This window comes from Streptomyces fildesensis (genome assembly GCF_016107395.1).
GTDB classification, from domain to species: domain Bacteria; phylum Actinomycetota; class Actinomycetes; order Streptomycetales; family Streptomycetaceae; genus Actinacidiphila; species Actinacidiphila fildesensis.
Map to the genome: position 1 here is coordinate 65,518 of NZ_JAAIKO010000022.1, position 15,394 is coordinate 80,911.

Below are 15,394 nucleotides of genomic sequence, written 5' to 3' on the forward strand. Positions count from 1 at the left end.
CACGCTCAGGTTGTGTGCGGTCCCGAAGCGCTGGAATCGGCTGCTGCGGTCGCGCAGCAGCCGCTCCGGCTCTCAGGGGTCCAGTTCGTTCAGCGCCGCGGTCAGCGCGGCGCCCAGCAGGGCGGCGGACTGCGGGTGGTCGGTGTGCGCACCGCCCGGCGGTTCCGGCACGACACCGTCGACGATGCCGAGTTCGAGCAGCTGCCGGGCATCGACGCGCAGGGCCTCGGCGGCGGTCGGCGCCGCCGACGCGTCCTTCCAGAGGATGGCGGCGCAGCCCTCCGGGCTGATCACCGAGTAGATGCCGTTGGCGCTGATGAGCACCCGGTCCGCGACGGCCAGCGCCAGCGCGCCGCCACTGCCGCCCTCGCCGGTGACGACGGCCACGATCGGCACCGGCAGCCGGGCCATCAGCCGCAGGTTCGCCGCGATGGCACCGGCCTGGCCGGTGCGTTCCGCGTCGGGACCCGGGTTGGCGCCGGGGGTGTCGATCAGCGTGATGACGGGCAGTCCGAGCTTCGCGGCCATCCGCATCAGCCGGGCCGCCTTGCGGTATCCGCCCGGATTCGGCATCCCGAACTTGCGGCGCTTGCGCTCCACGAGTCCGGTGCCGCCCTTCTGATGGCCGATCAGCATGACGGGCCGGCCGTTCAGCAGCCCCGGGCCGCCGACCACCGCCGCGCAGTCCTCCGCGATCCGGTCACCGTGCAGCTCGTGGAAGCCGTCCAGCAGGTGCGCGGCGTAGTCCAGCGTCGTGGGGCGGTCCGGGTGGCGGGCGAGTTGCACCGTCGCCCATGGGTCGGCGCCGGCCAGTTCTTCCGGCCGGCGCAGGATGGCTCCGCTGTCAGTGGCCGTCGCGGCGGGAGCCGCGGTCGCCGCCGCATCCGGTTCCGGGTCCGCGGCCGGTTGCAGCGCGAGGAGCTGGCCGAGCGTCGCCCGCAGTGCGGCCCGCGGCACGACGTCGTCGACCAGTCCGTGGCTCAGCAGGAACTCCGCGGTCTGGAAGCCCTCCGGGAGCGTCTCGCCGGTGGTGTGTTCGATCACCCGCGGCCCGGCGAAGCCCAGCCGCGCACCGGGTTCGGCGATGATCACATCCGCGAGCGTCGCGAACGAGGCGGCCACGCCGCCGTAGGTCGGGTCGGTGATGAGCGAGATCACCAGGATCCCGGCCTCGTCCAGCTCGGCCAGGGCGTTGGTGGTCTTCGCCATCTGCATCAACGACAGCACGCCCTCCTGCATCCGCGCGCCGCCGGAGGCGGTGACGAGCAGCAGGGGGACGCGCATCCGCAGACTGGTGTGCGCCGCCGCCGTGATCAGCGCGCCCTCACCGCAGCCGAGGCTGCCGCCGAGAAACCCGAAGTCCATCGCGGCGACCACCACCGGCCGGCCCTCGATGGTGCCGCGGGCGCAGAGCACCGCCGTCCGCTGTCCGGTCGCCGCCCGCGCGTCCACCAGCCGGTCGACGTACGGGCGGGTGTCGGAGAAGCCCAGCGGGTCGGGTACGCACTCGACCGGGTCCAGCGGTACCGCGGTTCCGGGGTCGAGCAGGTGCTCCAGCCGTTGACGGGCGGTGAGCCGGGTATGGGAACCGCAGTCGGGGCACACCTTGAGTGCCCGGGTGAAGCGTTTGGCGTAGATGAGCGTGACGCAGCTGTCGCACCGCACCCACGCCGGGGGCTCGGCGTTGTGGGGAATCTCGACCTCGACCATGGGAGGTGGTGTCCTTCCAGCCTGCCGTGCAGGGCTCGAACGTGCGGGCATCGCAAGTTGCCTGGGGCCGGAGATCCGGCCCCAGGCTGCTCCGAACTAGTCGGCGTCGCTGCGCTCCCAGCGGTAGAACTCGCGGGCCATCGCGTCCTTGGGCTCGCGCCAGGTGGCCGGGTCGTACGCCTGGACGTGCGCGGCGAGCCGGTCGCTGACGTCCCGGAACTCCGGATGGCCCTTGAACCGGGCCACTTCGGGGCCGGGCGGCCGGTCCGCCTCGATCAGGTGCAGGTACAGGTCGCCGAACTGGAACAGACTGCGCCCGGTCACACCGATGAGGCGCGGCAGTTCCCCGCGGTCGGAGGCGGCGAAGGCCTCGGCGATGTCGGGGGCGGCGTCGGTCCGCATACGGGCGACGATGAGCGAACGGTGCATCGGGGTGGTCCCTTCGGGGTCGGAGCGGGGTCGGTCAGACGACCCGGGCGTGCTGCTCGACCTGCTCGCGGATGCGTTCCATCTGGATCAGCGAGTTGCGGTTGATGTGGTCGGTCATGCCCGCGTCGTCGACCGGCGCGGTGGGCTTCATCGCGAAGTCCTGCAGCCAGCGCATGGACGTGCCGTCCGGCACCTCCCGGTACTCCCAGCGGATGTTCATGTGCTCGAAGGGACCGGTCTCCACGCGGCGGGCCTTTACGGTGAACGTCTTCGGGTCGGCCTCCCGCTCCGAGACCCAGCTCCAGACCGTGCCGTTCTCGTCGGGGTGCATCGTCAGCCGGAAGGTGACGGTGTCGCCCTGGCGCTCGAGCACGTCGACGGACGCGTACTCGCTGAACAGCGTCGGCCAGCGTTCGAGGTCGTTGGTGAGCTCCCAGGTGAGGTCCAGGGGCGCGTTGATGACGATCTCGTTGTCGGTGTGTCCGGTCATGTCAGGCTCCGAGGGTGAGTTGGGCGTTGACGCTCTGCAGGAAGGAGTGCGGGGTCTTGCACGAGTCCGCTTCGTCGCCGATCTGCCGGCCGTAGCGGTTCTCCAGCTCGGAGACGATGCCGAGCAGGCCGAGGGAGTCGAGGTTGAACTCCTCGAACGTCGCCTCGGGCCTCTTCTCCATCTCGCCCGGGTCGACGGACAGGCCGGCGCGGCCCTTCATCAGGGACGCGAGCTCATCGAACGTGACAGGTCCGTTCATCACTGGTTTCTCCTTGGCTCGGGGGAACAGCTCCGGGGAACAGCGGTCGGGGGACGCGGGAACGGCGCCCGGTGGGCGCGCCGTTCCCGTCAGCGCCGGTCGTCGGGAACGCGGCGCAGCACCAGGGCCGAGTTGCAGCCCATCAGACCGCGGCTCAGGACGAGGGCCGTGCGCAGTTCGGTGGCGCGGGCCTCGCCGGTGACGAGGTCGAGGTCGTGGCGGACCTCGGTGATGTTGGGGGTGGGGGGCACCACGCCGTGTTCCAGGGCGAGTACCGCGGTGGCGACGTCCAGTGCCGAGGCCGCGGAGTACGCCCGGCCGAAGCCGGTCTTCGGCGCGGTGACGGGGACGTTCGCGGCGTGCGGGCCGAGGGCGTCGGCGATCGCCAGTGCCTCGGCCTGGTCGGCCGCGGGTACGCCGAGGGCGTCGGCGAAGACCACGTCGATGTCCTCGGCGGAGCAGCCCGCCTCGTCCAGCGCGCCCTGGATCGCCCGCGCCAGACCCGGCCGGGAGTGCTCCCAGCCCGCGGTGCCGGTGAACGTGGCGGCATGTCCCGCGACCACGGCCCGGACCGGGGCGCCGCGGCGGCGCGCCGCGGACTCCTCCTCGACCACGAACATCGCGCCGCCTTCGGCGGGCGAGAATCCGCAGGCGTCGTCGGTGAACGGCAGATAGGCCCGGTGCGGGTCCGTGGCGAGACTGAGCTCGGGGTAGCCGAGCTGGCAGACGACCGAGTAGGGGGCCAGCGGCGCCTCGGTGGCGCCGACGACGACCGCGTCGGTGCCCCGCCGGATCGTGCGGCAGGCGTGTCCGAACGCGTCGAGGCCACCGGCCTCGTCGTTGGCGAGCACTCCGCAGGGGCCCTGGAAGCCGCCCCGGATGGAGATCTGGCCGGTGCTCGCGGCGTAGAACCAGGCGATGGACTGGTACGGCCCGACGAAGTGCGGGCCCTGGCCCCACAACTGCTGCAGTTCGCCCTGACCGAACTCGCCGCCGCCGGAGCCGGCCGCGGTCACCACGCCGATGGCGAAGGGCGACTGCGGGTCGTGCTCCAGCTGGGCGTCGCCGAGGGCGAGATCGGCCGCTGCCATCGCGAAGTGCGTGAAGCGATCGGTCTGGACCAGATAGCGGCCTTCGACCAGGAGGGCCGGGTCGAACCCGGCGACCTCTCCGGCGACCCGCAGCGGCAGCTCGGTGCAGCCCTCGCGGGTGACCGGGCCGAGCACGGACACGCCCTGCTGGACGGCCTTCCAGAAGGCGTCGGTCCCGACGCCGTTCGGCGCGATGACGCCGAGGCCGGTCACCACGGTCTGCCGGCCGGTGGTGCTCCGATCCGGTGACGTTCGCTTCATGACGGGCTCCTCTCCGCGTGCCCGAGCACCACGGCGGACTGGAAGCCGCCGAAGCCGCTGCCGACCGACAGCACGGACCGCAGCGGGGCGGTGCGCGCGGTCCTCGGCACGTAGTCGAGATCGCAGTCGGGGTCGGGGGTGTCGTAGTTCGCGGTCGGCGGCACCACGCCGTGGGTCAGCGCCAGGGCGCAGGCGGCGAGTTCGATCGCCCCGATGGCGCCGAGCGAGTGCCCGACCATCGACTTGATCGAGCTCATCGGTACGGTGTGCGCGTGCGCGCCCAGGGAGCGCTTCACGGCCGCCGTCTCGTGCCGGTCGTTCTGCACGGTGCCGGAGCCGTGCGCGTTCACGTAGTCGATCTCGGTCCGGTCGATACGGGCCTGGTCCAGCGCCTGGTCGATGGCGTGGGACATCTCCAGGCCCTCGGTGGTGAGACCGGTCATGTGGTACGCGTTGCCGAACGTGGCGAAGCCGCGCAGCTCGCAGTAGATCCGGGCGCCGCGCTTCTGCGCGTGCTCCCATTCCTCCAGGAGCAGCACGGCGGCGCCCTCGCCCAGGACGAACCCGTCGCGTTCGGCGTCGAAGGGACGGGAGGCGTGGGCGGGGTCGTCGTTGCGTGTGGAGGTCGCCTTGATCGCGTCGAAGCAGGCCACCGTGATCGGGGAGATCGGTGAGTCCGCGGCTCCGGCGACGATCACGTCGGCCTTGCCGTCCTGGATGGCGTGGAAGGCGTGGCCCACCGCGTCCAGCCCTGACGTGCAGCCCGTCGAGATCGTCTGGACCGGGCCCTTGGCGCCGAGGTCCTCGGCCACTTCGGAGGCGAGCGCGCTGGGCGAGAAGGCCCGGTGCAGATGCGGTCCGGCACCTTCCGGCCGTACGTCCCAGCGCCCACCCGAGTCGCTGACCTTCACGTAGTCGTGTTCGAGCCGGGTGGTACCGCCGACGGCCGACCCGAGGGAGGCCCCGACCCGCCAGGGGTCCTGGGCCTCCATGTCGAGCCCCGAGTCCCGGACCGCTTCGCGGGCGGCGACCAGCGCGAACTGGACGTACCGGTCGGCGCGCTTCTCGAGGTCCGGGCCGAGACCGCAGGCGGCGGCATCGAAGTCGACCTCCGCGGCGATCCTGGAGCGGAAGCCCTCGGGGTCGAACAGCGTGATGCCCCGGGTCGCGGTACGCCCGGCGGTGAGCAGGTCCCAGAAGGCAGGAACCCCCACGCCGCCGGGGGCGACCACGCCCAGTCCGGTGACCGCCACCCGCCGGGTCACGTCCTCGCCCCCGCGGGGTCGGGGGGAGCCATCGTTCCGGCTTGGACGTGCTCGGTCTCCTCGGTGTCCACATGGCCCAGTTCCGGCCGGGGCGCGAGCGGCCCCAGATGGAAGACCATCCGGGCCTCTTCGGTGCCCACGTTGCGGAAGCGGTGCCGGACGTCGAGGGGAACCAGCAGCCCCTGGTCCGGGCGGAGCGAGTGGCTGACGCCGTCCAGGTCCACTTCGAGCGCGCCCGAGACGACGTAGACGAACTCCTCGGAATACGGGTGGTAGTGCTCCGCGATCTGCTCACCGGGCTGGATGATCGCCAGCCCCATGAAGCCGCTCGTGGAGCCCACGGACGTCGGGGTGAGGACGGCGCGGATGTCTCCGCCACGCCGGGTGTTGGGGCTGGTGTCGTCGAGGTGGACGATACGTGCCTGCTGAGGTGTCATGGCCGCTCCTTGGTCGGTGCCGTCCGGTTGCGGAGCCGGACGCGCTGGGGGTTTCAGGCGGCCTGCGCCCGGCGGTCGGTGATGAGGTCCATCGCCGCGACTCCGTACGAGAGTTCACCGGCGGCGGACGGGTCGTGGTGCTTGCCGAGGTCGAGCAGCCGGTTCAGCTCCTCGGGCACGACATCGGCGAGCTCGCCGGCCGGCGAGCGCCGCTGCGGGTCCGCCAGGTCGACGACACGGACGAGGACGTCGTCACGGTGGAAGACCGTGCTGCCCACGAGCCGCTGCCCGGGGTCCGCGGCGGCGGCCGCGTCCAGCTCGGCGAGCAGGCGGGCCGCCTCCTCGCCGCGGCCGGGCTTGACCGGGTAGAAGTACGCCCGGCGGGTGACGCCGTCGTCCGGGGCGGTCGCGGAGCCGGTGACGTGCTCGACGGCGGGGAGCGCCGCGCGGGCGAAGAAGGCGCGGGCGGACGACCCGTCGGTGAGGTCCCGGGCCTCCTCCAGGTACGGGTTGATCGCTTCCTCGACGGCCCTGACCTCGGGCTGGGCGGCGACGTGCCGCAGCGCGTTGCCCAGGTCACCCGTCACCTCGACGGCCCGCACGACGCGGTTGCCGTGCATGAAGAGCGACGTGCGGCGCAGCTGCGTGGTGTCGTCGACGCGGGCCTGCGGCGAGCGGTAGCCGGCCAGGATCTTGGCCACGGCCGGTTCGCTGCCGGGCTTGACGGTGAAGGTGATCGCGTGGCGCACGACGCCGCCGGAGCACAGCGGCGGTGCCGGCAGCGGGTCGGTACCGGCGGCGCGCTTGGCGGCGGCCTTCCCCTTGGCGGGGCCCGGCCGGGCCGCACGCCGCTCCGGGCGGGCCGGGGGGTCCAGCGGGTCGGGGGTCTCCCGGGCGATCACGAAGCGCAGGGACGTGGTGTCCCGGACGCAGCCGTGCAGCGGTTCGACCATCTTGCGGTGGGCCGCGCTCTCCACCCAGGCCAGGAAGGGCTCGCTGCCCTCCCATTCGCTGGTGATGAGCCATTGGGACGAATTTCCGAGCGACTGGCAGAGCTGGTCGCTGACGTGGCCCGGTACTCCGGCCACCTGGTGCCTGATCTCCTCGTACGCCTCCAGGAAGCGCTCCTGTCGGCCGTCGAGGACGTCCAGCAGGAGCACGACGCGCAGTCGCGTCGTCTCCAGGGTGGGGTCCGCTATGCGCCGGTCGTCCAGAGTCGTCACCGTGATCGTTCCTCTCTGTCGGGGGACGGGCGTACCGCCCGCCACGGAATGCGGCTTCGATGACGGGTCGGGAAACTCCGACACCCCTGCCGACTGCCGCAGGCCTTGCCCTCTGCATATGCACCAGGCGTGCTCGGCTACGGCCGATGCTCACATAACGGCATGAATCGCGCACGGTACGTGAGGCGGGCGAGTGACTTCCCGGTCAACAGGCTTGCGACAGGGAAAGGAGGAACGCAGCCGAACGGCCGTCACGAATCCGTGGCGGACCCGCTCCCGCACAACCCTCTCTGGAGACCTCATGACGTCGAAGATCGACGATCGCGTGCCCGTCCTGATCGTTGGTGGCTCCCTGGTGGGGCTGTCCGCCTCGCTGTTCCTGGGCCGGCTCGGCATCGAGCACCTGCTCGTGGAACGGCACGCCCAGACCTCGCACCACCCCCGCGGCCGGGGCAACAACGTCCGCACGATGGAACTGTTCCGGACCGCGGGGGTGGAACCGCTGATCCGCGAGGCCGCCTCCGTCCTGGCGGAGAACCACGGCATCCTGCAGGCCGACACACTGACCGGCTCGGAGCAGGAGTGGCTGTTCAAGCAGATCGACCCCGGCGGGGCGCTGGCCAAGTTCAGCCCGTCGGGCTGGTGCCTGTGCAGCCAGAACGACCTGGAGCCGGTGCTGCTGCGCAGCGCCCGCGAGCTCGGCGGCGACATCCGCTTCGGCACCGAGCTGATTTCCGCCGAGCAGGACGCCGAAGGAGTGACGGCGGTGGTCCGGTCCCGTGAGACGGGTGAGGACCGGACGATCCGGGCGGACTACCTCGTCGCCGCGGACGGGCCGCGCAGCCCGGTGCGCGAGCGGCTCGGCATCGGGATGACCGGGGCCGGCGACCTGTTCCACAACGTGAGCATCACGTTCAAGGCCAAGCGGCTGGCCGACGCGGTCGGCGACCGGCGCTTCATCGTCTGCTACCTGACGAACCCCGAGAGCCCCGGCGCGCTGCTGCCCGTCGACAACGACGAGAACTGGGTGTTCCACGCACCCTGGCGCCCGGACGACGGCGAGACCCTGGAGGACTTCACCGACCAGCGGTGCGAGGCACTGATCCGCACCGCGGTCGGGGTGCCCGACCTCGAGGTGGAGGTCACCGGGAAGGCGCCGTGGCATGCCGCCGAGCGGGTGGCCGAGCGCTACGGCACCGGCCGGATCTTCCTGGCCGGGGACTCGGCGCACGAGATGTCCCCGACCGGGGCGTTCGGCTCCAACACCGGCATCCAGGACGCGCACAACCTCGCCTGGAAGCTCGCCGCGGTGCTGCGCGGCTGGGCGGGCCCCGGGCTGCTGGAGACGTACGACGCCGAGCGGCGGCCGGTGGCGCTGGCCACCGGCGCCCGCGCCTCGACCCGTTCCGCGGAACACCGTCACCCGGGTTACGACGTCAGCCCCGGCGCCGGCCGGAAGCCCGGGATGCTCGCGGTGGTGCTGGGCTACCGCTACCTCGACGGCGCGGTGGTGGGCGCCCCGCAGGACCAGCCGGCCGTCCCGGAGGAGTTCCGTCCGCTGGCCCAGCCGGGCGGCCGGGCCCCGCACATGTGGCTCAGCCAGGAGGGCCGCCGGCTATCCACCCTCGACCTGTACGAGCGGACCCCGGTGCTGCTCAGCGGTCCCGACGGCGGCGCCTGGCACCAGGCCGGTCTGAGCGTCGCCGGGCGCACCGGCATCCCGCTGGCCTGCTTCCGGGTGGGCCCGGACGAGAATCACGACCTCGTCCCCGAAGAGGGCGCCGACTGGGCGCAGTTGCACGGGGCGGAGAACGACGGGGCGGTCCTGATCCGCCCCGACGGATTCATCGCCTGGCGGTCGCGGACCGCGGACGCGAACGCGGAGCGGACGCTGACGGACGTGCTGGAGAAGGTACTGGGCGGCGTTCCCGGCAACGGGTGACGGCTGCCACCGGGAGCGGGCCGCGCGGACGCCGCGCGGCCCGCTCCGCCGTGTCACGCCGGGTGACGCCGCATTTCCCCGTGGTCCGGCCCGCGGGCCGGGGGTGCTGATGCCCCGTCGGGGTGAGGCACCGTCAGCCCGGTGCCGCCCCACTCCCCCACGGCCGGCACCACCCGAAGAGAGCACTCCGTCACCCATTGTGCTCTCTCCGGTGGCACAACCTCGGTATATGACTGACGGTGATGACGTCGCTACTGCGCTTCCTATGGCTGATGCCCTGTCAGCCAGCGCACGTCGCGGCGGAAGGAACCTTCCCATGCGCACTGCTCGCACCCTGCTGGCCGGAGCAACCCTCTCCGCTGTCCTCGCCATCGCCGCTCCCGCCGCCCACGCCGCCACGGGTGCCCACAACGCATACGACCCGAGCGGCTCCTCCAGCTCCAGCTCCAGCGACAGCTGGTCGCCGTCCGAGCAGGGCGCCAAGTCCGAGAACGGCTGGAAGGGCGAGGAGTCCAAGAAGGGCGCCAAGTCCGAGGAAGGGTGGAAGGGCCAGGAGGCCAAGAAGCCGCACGGTGGCATGCACACCGGCGGTGGCGGCATGGCCCTCTCGGGCGGTGGCCTGGCCGCCGGTTCCGTTCTGCTGCTCGGTGGCCTCGGCGCCGGCGCCTTCGTCCTGCGCCGCCGCAACACCTCGGCCGGCGCCGGCCTCGCGGCCTGATCCGACGCACGTTCCGCACCACGCGTTCCGTCGTTGCCACCGTCGTCCCACGATGACGGTGGCAGCGCCGGTTCCGGGCCCGGCCCGCCGCCCCGCTCGCGGGCAGCAGAACCACGAACCGCAGAGCTGATGAAAGGCATCACCGAATGGCCCAGCAGTCCGCACAGCACAGCGCCCGAGCGGCGGAGAACGCACCGGGCGGTGACGGCTCGTCCCGAGTCCTGGGCTGGGCCACCGGCGCGGCTCTGCTCGGCGCGTTCCTGATCTACAACTCCGTCGACGCCTCCGAGGCCGCGCCGCCCCCGGCCGCCGTCGTGGCGCAGGCCACAGCGCACGCGGCGGCCCCGCCGCCGGTCAGCGCCGCCCCCGGACTGCCCGCCTCGCGCCCGACCCTGCTGACGATTCCCGACATCGGCGTGAGCGCACCCTTCACCCCGCTGCACATCGGCACGTCGGGCAAACTGGATCCCCCGCCGTCGGACAACAACAACCTCGCCGGCTGGTACGCGGAAGGCCCCACCCCCGGCGAACGCGGCAACTCCATCGTCGCCGGCCATGTCGACACCAAGACCGGCCCCGCGGTGTTCTTCCTGCTCAGCATGGTCAAGCCGGGCGCCACCGCCGAGATCACCCGCGCCGACGGCGTCATCGCGAAGTTCAAGGTCGATTCCGTCGAGACCTTCTCCAAGAACAACTTCCCCGACCAGCGCGTCTACGCCGACACCCCCAACGCCCAGCTGCGCATCATCACCTGCGGCGGCGCGTACGACCACTCGAAGAAGGACTACACGGACAACGTCGTCGTCTTCGCCCATCTGGAATCCTCCCGCCAGGGCTGACCACCCGGCGGCACACACCCGGGGCAGGGCCGGGGGCGGTCACGGTATCGTCCCCCTGCGGGTCCATGAACCGGACACCGGCCCCGCGGTGTTGCCGCTGGTCCTTCACACCCGGTGGTTCCGTCGCGTCGAAACCACCGGAAGAGGGACGAGGTTCCAGAGATGACCGTCTACGAATCGGTCACGGACGCGATCGGCGGGACGCCGCTGTTCCGGCTGGCGCGGCTGGGCGCGGGAATCGTGACTCCGGTCTACGCGAAGGCGGAGTTCCTCAGCATCGGCGGCAGCGTCAAGGACCGTGCCGCGCTGTCGATGGTGCGGGAGGCCGAGCGTACGGGTGAGCTCCGGCCGGGCGGCACCATCATCGAGGCGACGTCGGGGAACACCGGCATCGGGCTGGCCATCGTCGGACGGCAGCGCGGCTACCGGGTCGTGATCGGGGTGTCCGAGCGGGCCGCCCCGGAGAAGAGCGACATCCTGCGGGCCTACGGCGCCGAGGTCGTGCTTGCCCCGACCGCGCTCTCCAAGGACCATCCGGACCACCTCTTCCATGTCGTGCGCCGGCTCGCGGAGGAGATCCCCGGCGCCTGGCTGGCGAACCAGTACGACAACCCGGCCAACCCGGACGCCCATGTGGTGACCACCGGGCCGGAGATCTGGGAGCAGACCGGCGGGCGGGTCACGCACTTCGTGGCGGGCGTCGGCACCGGCGGCACCATCAGCGGCACCGGCGCCTTCCTGAAGAAGGCATCCGACGGACGGGTCACCGTCGTCGGCGCGGACCCGGAGGCGTCGGTGTACGCCGGCGGCGACGGCAGCTCCTACTTCGTGGAGAGCATCGGCCACTTCGTCCATCCGGAGACCTCGGAGGACGTGTGGCCCGAGTCGTACCACCGGAGCGTGGTCGACGTGTTCGAACGGGTGCCGGACCGGGAGTCGTTGCTGACGGCGCGGCGGATGGCCCGTGAGGAAGGACTGCTGGTGGGCCCCTCCTCGGGGACGGCGGTGGCCGCGGCGCTACGGGTGGCACGGCGGCTGGGCCCCGACGACCTGGTCGTCGTCCTGCTGCCCGACTCGGGCCGCTCCTATCTGTCCTCGGCGCTCAGCGACGACTGGCTGCGGCAGCGCGGCTTCCTGGAGGAGCCCCGGCACCGCGATGACACCGAACCGACGGTGCGCACGGTCCTGGGCGACGCCCGGGGCCACGGCGAAAACTTCGTCACCGTCGCTTCCACCGCCTCGCTGGGCGAGGCACTGGCCGTGCTGCGCGCCGCGCGGACCGATGTCGCGCCCGTGGTGCTCGCCCGCGCCGAGCGGCCGTTCGGTATCGCCGCCTCCGAGATCACCGGCTCGGCCGAGGCCGCCGGACTCCAGCGGGCACTCGACTCGGGTGCGGGTCCTGAGGAGCCGCTGCGCGACCACCTCGCCCCGGCGCTGCCCGTCGTCGGCCTCGGCCAGCCGCTCTCCAGTGCGCTCGCCTGCCTCGACACTCCTCAACGCCGCCACGAGGCCGCCGTCGTCCTGCTCGACGGGCGCGCGGTCGGCGTGGTCGACCGGAAGGCGCTGGAGGGCTGAGCGGTCGCCCGGCCGCGGCGTGGCGAACCGGCGGAATCGGGCAGTTGTGGGGGATGTGCCAGGCCGTTCCCGCCACTGGCATGGCGTTTGCGACGCGTGCCGGAACGGGTGCGCGGAGTGTGGCTACGGTGAAGGGACACGACGGGCCAAGCCCGACATTCCACTCACTTTGCGAGGCGCACCTTCATGAGTCTGAGCATCCGCAACCAGATTCCCGGCACCGTCACCGACGTCACCGCCGGCGAGGTCATGGCGACCGTCAAGGTCCGGCTGGACGGCGGCCAGGACATCACCGCGGCCATCACGCTGGAAGCCGTCAAGGAGCTCGGGATCGCCGAGGGTACGGCCGTCCGCACCCTGGTGAAGTCGACGGAGGTCTCCCTGGCCACCGGCCCGGTCGAAGGCCTGAGCATCCGCAACCAGCTCGCCGGCACCATCTCCGAGGTCGCCACCGGCGGCGCGATGGCCAGCGTCAAGGTCACCGTCCCGGGCGGCGAACTGACCGCGGCCATCACCAAGGACGCCGTCACCGACCTCGGCCTGACCGCCGGCACCTCCGTGGTCGCGCTCATCAAGTCGACCGAGATCTCCCTCGCCACCGTCTGATCCGGGCGACAGCCCGCCGCGCGGAGTCCGCGCCGGCGGGCTATTTACCGTTGTCCTCGGCGAGGGTGTGCGCGACCAGGGCGTTCGCATGGCCATGGCCCATGCCGTGCTCGGCCTTGAGCCACCCGACCAGTTCCATGTGCCTGGTCAGCGGCGAGGACCGGATGAGGTCCTTCCATTCGGCGATCGGGCGGCCGTACTTCTGCTCGATCGAGGGGAAATAGGCGGCGGGGCCCTTCACAGTCTCAGTCATGGGAAAAGTGTGGCATCCGGTTCTGACAACTCACCTGGGCCGTAGCGTCTGCGGGGTGGTTGCCGACCAGGTCACCAGGGGCGGCCGCACCCGCCCGCACAGCGGCCGGCCCTCGGCGGTCGTCAGCCGCAGCCGCGCGGTCAGCCGGCCACCGCGCACCGCCTCGTCGAACGTCTCCGACGGGACGTCGGCGAACATCAGCTTCGCCCGGCGCAGCATGTCGGTCACACCCGCCGCGTCCACCGTGACCCAGGACAGGAAGACGAACTGCCCGCCCAGCCGGTTCTGGATGTAAGGGCCTTCGAGTTCCGTCCCGGTGGCGGTCGCCACGGCGACGGCCTCCAGGGTCCAGCTCGCCGACGCGGCGTCACCCGGGTGGAGGCCCGTCCACTCGCCCGGCCGGTCCTTGCGCTGCACGCCGATGTGAACGTTGCCCGCGGCGGGGAAGTCCGGGCCGAGGACGAAGGCACGGCCGGGCAGGTCTGAGGCCTCGATACGGATCTCCACCCGGTCATCATCCCCCGCCGGCCCGGCCATGGGCGTGTCCCGGCACCATGACTCTGCGTCAGGTGCCCCATGGAGACATGACGTCCGGTGGAGCTCCCGCCCTCCCGCGGCGGCCTGCCGTGCCGTGGCCCGGTGCTCGCTGCTCGTTGGTCACGTGTTCACCGATTGCCCCCTTCGCCTCCCTCCCGGTCCCCGCAAAGGTGTTGATGGGTCCACGACCAGGGCTCGCACCGACAGGTCGAGAAGGGATGTTCATGGCCGAGTTGACGCGACGCAGACTCCTCGGATCGGCGGCGGGGGCGATGGGAGGCGCGGCGGCGCTCTCCCTGCTGCCGCCCAGCGTGCAGAAGGCCGTCGCGGCGGGACCACCGCGGCACGGTTCGCTGAACGACATCGAGCATGTCGTCATGCTGATGCAGGAGAACCGCTCCTTCGACCACTACTTCGGCACCCTCTCCGGCGTCCGCGGCTTCAACGATCCGCACGCGCTGAAGCTGGACAACAGGCGCTCGGTCTTCTACCAGCCCGACACCGTCAACCCGGACGGCTATCTGCTGCCGTTCCATCTGGACACCCACAAGTCCAGCGCCCAGGCCATCCCGTCCACCAGCCACGCCTGGGCCGTGCAGCACGCCGCCTGGAACGGCGGCAGGATGGACCAGTGGCTGCCCGCACACCGCAAGGCCGACGGGGTCAACGGCCCGTACGTGATGGGCTACTACACGCGGAAGGACATCCCCTTCCAGTTCGCCCTCGCGGAGACCTTCACCATCTGCGACAACTACTTCTGCTCGGTCTTCGGCCCGACCTGGCCGAACCGCCTGTACTGGATGACCGGCACCATCGACCCCGGCGGCACGATGGGCGGCCCGGTGCTCACCAACAAGGCGCCCACGCCGTACCGGTGGCCGACCTACGCGGAGCGCCTGCAGGCCGCCGGCATCAGCTGGAAGGTGTACCAGCAGGACGACGACTACGGCTGCAACATGCTGGAGCAGTTCAAGACGTTCCGGGACTCCAAGCCGGGCGAGGACCTCTACGAGCGCGGCATGCGCCCGCAGCCCGAGGGCACCTTCGAGGACGACGCGCGCAACGACCGGCTGCCGACGGTCTCCTGGATCATGCCGACGAGCTTCCAGTCCGAGCACCCGGACTACCTGCCGGCGGCCGGCGCCGACTTCGTGGCGCAGAAGATCGAGGCCATCGCGTCCAATCCGAAGGTGTGGGCGAAGACCGCGTTCATCCTCAACTACGACGAGAACGACGGCCTGTTCGACCATGTGGCCCCGCCCACGCCGAAGGCAGGCACGGTCGACGAGTTCGTCCAGGGGCTGCCGATCGGCGGTGGCTTCCGGGTCCCGGCGATCATCGTCTCGCCCTGGACCGTGGGCGGCTGGGTGGCGAGCGAGGCCTTCGACCACACCTCGGCACTGCAGTTCCTGGAGCGGTTCACCGGCGTCGAGGCACCGAACGTCACACAGTGGCGGCGGCGCACCTTCGGCGATCTGACCTCGGCGTTCCGCTTCTCCCACGCCACCGTGCGGCCGCCGCGGCTGCCGCACGACACGGCGAAGCAGCTGGAGGAGGCCAAGAAGGAAGTGGCCACCCTCCCCAAGCCGGTTCTCCCCGGCGCCGACCAGACGTTCCCGAAGCAGGAGAAGGGCCGGCGGCCGCACACCTGAGCCGGCCCCGCACAGCGATCCGTGCCGAGCGCGGGGAACCCGGCCTGTCAGGTTCCCCGCGCTCGGCGCGTGTTCAACCCTCGTTGTCAGCAGGTGGGTTGGGGCGA

16 protein-coding genes are annotated in these 15,394 nt (G+C 71.8%); 6 read left to right on the forward strand and 10 right to left on the reverse strand.

Annotated features, from left to right (window positions below):
• Positions 1-72: 72 nt before the first annotated feature.
• The 8 genes from accD to C6N31_RS25520 all read right to left on the reverse strand — a co-directional run bounded on the left by accD (position 73) and on the right by C6N31_RS25520 (position 7,165).
• Positions 73-1,710 carry an acetyl-CoA carboxylase, carboxyltransferase subunit beta gene (gene accD / locus C6N31_RS25485; protein ID WP_198358289.1) on the reverse strand — a complete coding sequence of 546 codons (1,638 nt, stop codon included), beginning with the start codon at positions 1,708-1,710 and terminating at the stop codon, positions 73-75.
• A 96-nt stretch (positions 1,711-1,806) separates the two neighbouring features.
• A complete protein-coding gene (locus tag C6N31_RS25490; protein WP_138356903.1) occupies positions 1,807-2,139 on the reverse strand; it encodes a TcmI family type II polyketide cyclase in 333 nt (110 codons plus the stop codon).
• Between the two features lie 34 nt (positions 2,140-2,173).
• On the reverse strand, positions 2,174-2,629 hold the full coding sequence (locus C6N31_RS25495; RefSeq protein ID WP_138356902.1) for an SRPBCC family protein: 456 nt from the start codon (positions 2,627-2,629) through the stop codon (positions 2,174-2,176).
• Position 2,630: 1 nt separating this feature from the next.
• Entirely contained in the window at positions 2,631-2,888 is a 258-nt protein-coding gene (locus C6N31_RS25500; RefSeq protein WP_138356901.1) for an acyl carrier protein, read from the reverse strand.
• Between the two features lie 89 nt (positions 2,889-2,977).
• On the reverse strand, positions 2,978-4,240 hold the full coding sequence (locus C6N31_RS25505) for a beta-ketoacyl synthase N-terminal-like domain-containing protein (RefSeq protein WP_138356900.1): 1,263 nt from the start codon (positions 4,238-4,240) through the stop codon (positions 2,978-2,980).
• Positions 4,237-5,505, reverse strand: a complete 1,269-nt coding sequence (locus C6N31_RS25510; protein ID WP_138356899.1) for a beta-ketoacyl-[acyl-carrier-protein] synthase family protein — start codon at positions 5,503-5,505, stop codon at positions 4,237-4,239. The genes C6N31_RS25505 and C6N31_RS25510 overlap by 4 nt, the downstream gene beginning before the upstream one ends.
• On the reverse strand, positions 5,502-5,942 hold the full coding sequence (locus tag C6N31_RS25515) for a cupin domain-containing protein (protein WP_138356898.1): 441 nt from the start codon (positions 5,940-5,942) through the stop codon (positions 5,502-5,504). The genes C6N31_RS25510 and C6N31_RS25515 overlap by 4 nt, the downstream gene beginning before the upstream one ends.
• A 53-nt stretch (positions 5,943-5,995) precedes the next feature.
• Positions 5,996-7,165: a SchA/CurD-like domain-containing protein gene (locus C6N31_RS25520; protein ID WP_198358290.1), complete on the reverse strand. Its 1,170-nt coding sequence runs from the start codon at positions 7,163-7,165 to the stop codon at positions 5,996-5,998.
• 301 nt (positions 7,166-7,466) lie between these two features.
• On the opposite strand from C6N31_RS25520, the gene C6N31_RS25525 reads away from it, so the two are divergent.
• The 5 genes from C6N31_RS25525 (at position 7,467) to C6N31_RS25545 (ending at position 12,845) form a co-directional block, all read left to right on the forward strand.
• A complete protein-coding gene (locus tag C6N31_RS25525; RefSeq protein ID WP_138356896.1) occupies positions 7,467-9,107 on the forward strand; it encodes an FAD-dependent oxidoreductase in 1,641 nt (546 codons plus the stop codon).
• 316 nt (positions 9,108-9,423) lie between these two features.
• The gene (locus tag C6N31_RS25530; protein WP_138356895.1) at positions 9,424-9,825 is read left to right on the forward strand and encodes a hypothetical protein; all 402 of its coding nucleotides are present in this window, start codon (positions 9,424-9,426) and stop codon (positions 9,823-9,825) included.
• Positions 9,826-9,971: 146 nt separating this feature from the next.
• Entirely contained in the window at positions 9,972-10,664 is a 693-nt protein-coding gene (locus C6N31_RS25535; RefSeq protein WP_138356894.1) for a class F sortase, read from the forward strand.
• 162 nt (positions 10,665-10,826) lie between these two features.
• Positions 10,827-12,239, forward strand: coding sequence for a pyridoxal-phosphate dependent enzyme (locus C6N31_RS25540; protein ID WP_198358291.1), 1,413 nt, complete (start codon positions 10,827-10,829; stop codon positions 12,237-12,239).
• Between the two features lie 186 nt (positions 12,240-12,425).
• Positions 12,426-12,845 (forward strand): TOBE domain-containing protein, encoded by a 420-nt coding sequence (locus C6N31_RS25545; RefSeq protein ID WP_138356892.1) that lies wholly within the window; start codon positions 12,426-12,428, stop codon positions 12,843-12,845.
• A gap of 40 nt (positions 12,846-12,885) precedes the next feature.
• Here the strand turns inward: C6N31_RS25545 and C6N31_RS25550 are convergent, their stop codons facing one another.
• Together C6N31_RS25550 and C6N31_RS25555 are read right to left on the reverse strand one after the other, a co-directional pair.
• The gene (locus C6N31_RS25550) at positions 12,886-13,098 is read right to left on the reverse strand and encodes a DUF4287 domain-containing protein (protein ID WP_138356891.1); all 213 of its coding nucleotides are present in this window, start codon (positions 13,096-13,098) and stop codon (positions 12,886-12,888) included.
• A 30-nt stretch (positions 13,099-13,128) separates the two neighbouring features.
• Positions 13,129-13,605: a DUF5990 family protein gene (locus C6N31_RS25555; RefSeq protein ID WP_244809015.1), complete on the reverse strand. Its 477-nt coding sequence runs from the start codon at positions 13,603-13,605 to the stop codon at positions 13,129-13,131.
• A 254-nt stretch (positions 13,606-13,859) separates the two neighbouring features.
• Here C6N31_RS25555 and C6N31_RS25560 point away from each other — a divergent pair, with 254 nt between their 5' ends.
• Complete coding sequence (locus C6N31_RS25560; protein WP_138356889.1) at positions 13,860-15,287, forward strand: alkaline phosphatase family protein; 1,428 nt, start codon at positions 13,860-13,862, stop codon at positions 15,285-15,287.
• The last annotated feature ends 107 nt before the right edge of the window (positions 15,288-15,394 follow it).

Coding starts and splice junctions, on each gene's coding strand:
- C6N31_RS25525 (WP_138356896.1), top strand. CDS start 7,467: ATGACGTCGAAGATCGACGATCGCGTGCCCGTCCTGATCGTTGGTGGC.
- C6N31_RS25545 (WP_138356892.1), top strand. CDS start 12,426: ATGAGTCTGAGCATCCGCAACCAGATTCCCGGCACCGTCACCGACGTC.
- C6N31_RS25515 (WP_138356898.1), bottom strand. CDS start 5,942: ATGACACCTCAGCAGGCACGTATCGTCCACCTCGACGACACCAGCCCC.
- C6N31_RS25560 (WP_138356889.1), top strand. CDS start 13,860: ATGGCCGAGTTGACGCGACGCAGACTCCTCGGATCGGCGGCGGGGGCG.
- C6N31_RS25540 (WP_198358291.1), top strand. CDS start 10,827: ATGACCGTCTACGAATCGGTCACGGACGCGATCGGCGGGACGCCGCTG.
- C6N31_RS25535 (WP_138356894.1), top strand. CDS start 9,972: ATGGCCCAGCAGTCCGCACAGCACAGCGCCCGAGCGGCGGAGAACGCA.
- C6N31_RS25505 (WP_138356900.1), bottom strand. CDS start 4,240: ATGAAGCGAACGTCACCGGATCGGAGCACCACCGGCCGGCAGACCGTG.
- C6N31_RS25530 (WP_138356895.1), top strand. CDS start 9,424: ATGCGCACTGCTCGCACCCTGCTGGCCGGAGCAACCCTCTCCGCTGTC.
- C6N31_RS25550 (WP_138356891.1), bottom strand. CDS start 13,098: ATGACTGAGACTGTGAAGGGCCCCGCCGCCTATTTCCCCTCGATCGAG.
- C6N31_RS25495 (WP_138356902.1), bottom strand. CDS start 2,629: ATGACCGGACACACCGACAACGAGATCGTCATCAACGCGCCCCTGGAC.
- accD (WP_198358289.1), bottom strand. CDS start 1,710: ATGGTCGAGGTCGAGATTCCCCACAACGCCGAGCCCCCGGCGTGGGTG.
- C6N31_RS25490 (WP_138356903.1), bottom strand. CDS start 2,139: ATGCACCGTTCGCTCATCGTCGCCCGTATGCGGACCGACGCCGCCCCC.
- C6N31_RS25500 (WP_138356901.1), bottom strand. CDS start 2,888: ATGAACGGACCTGTCACGTTCGATGAGCTCGCGTCCCTGATGAAGGGC.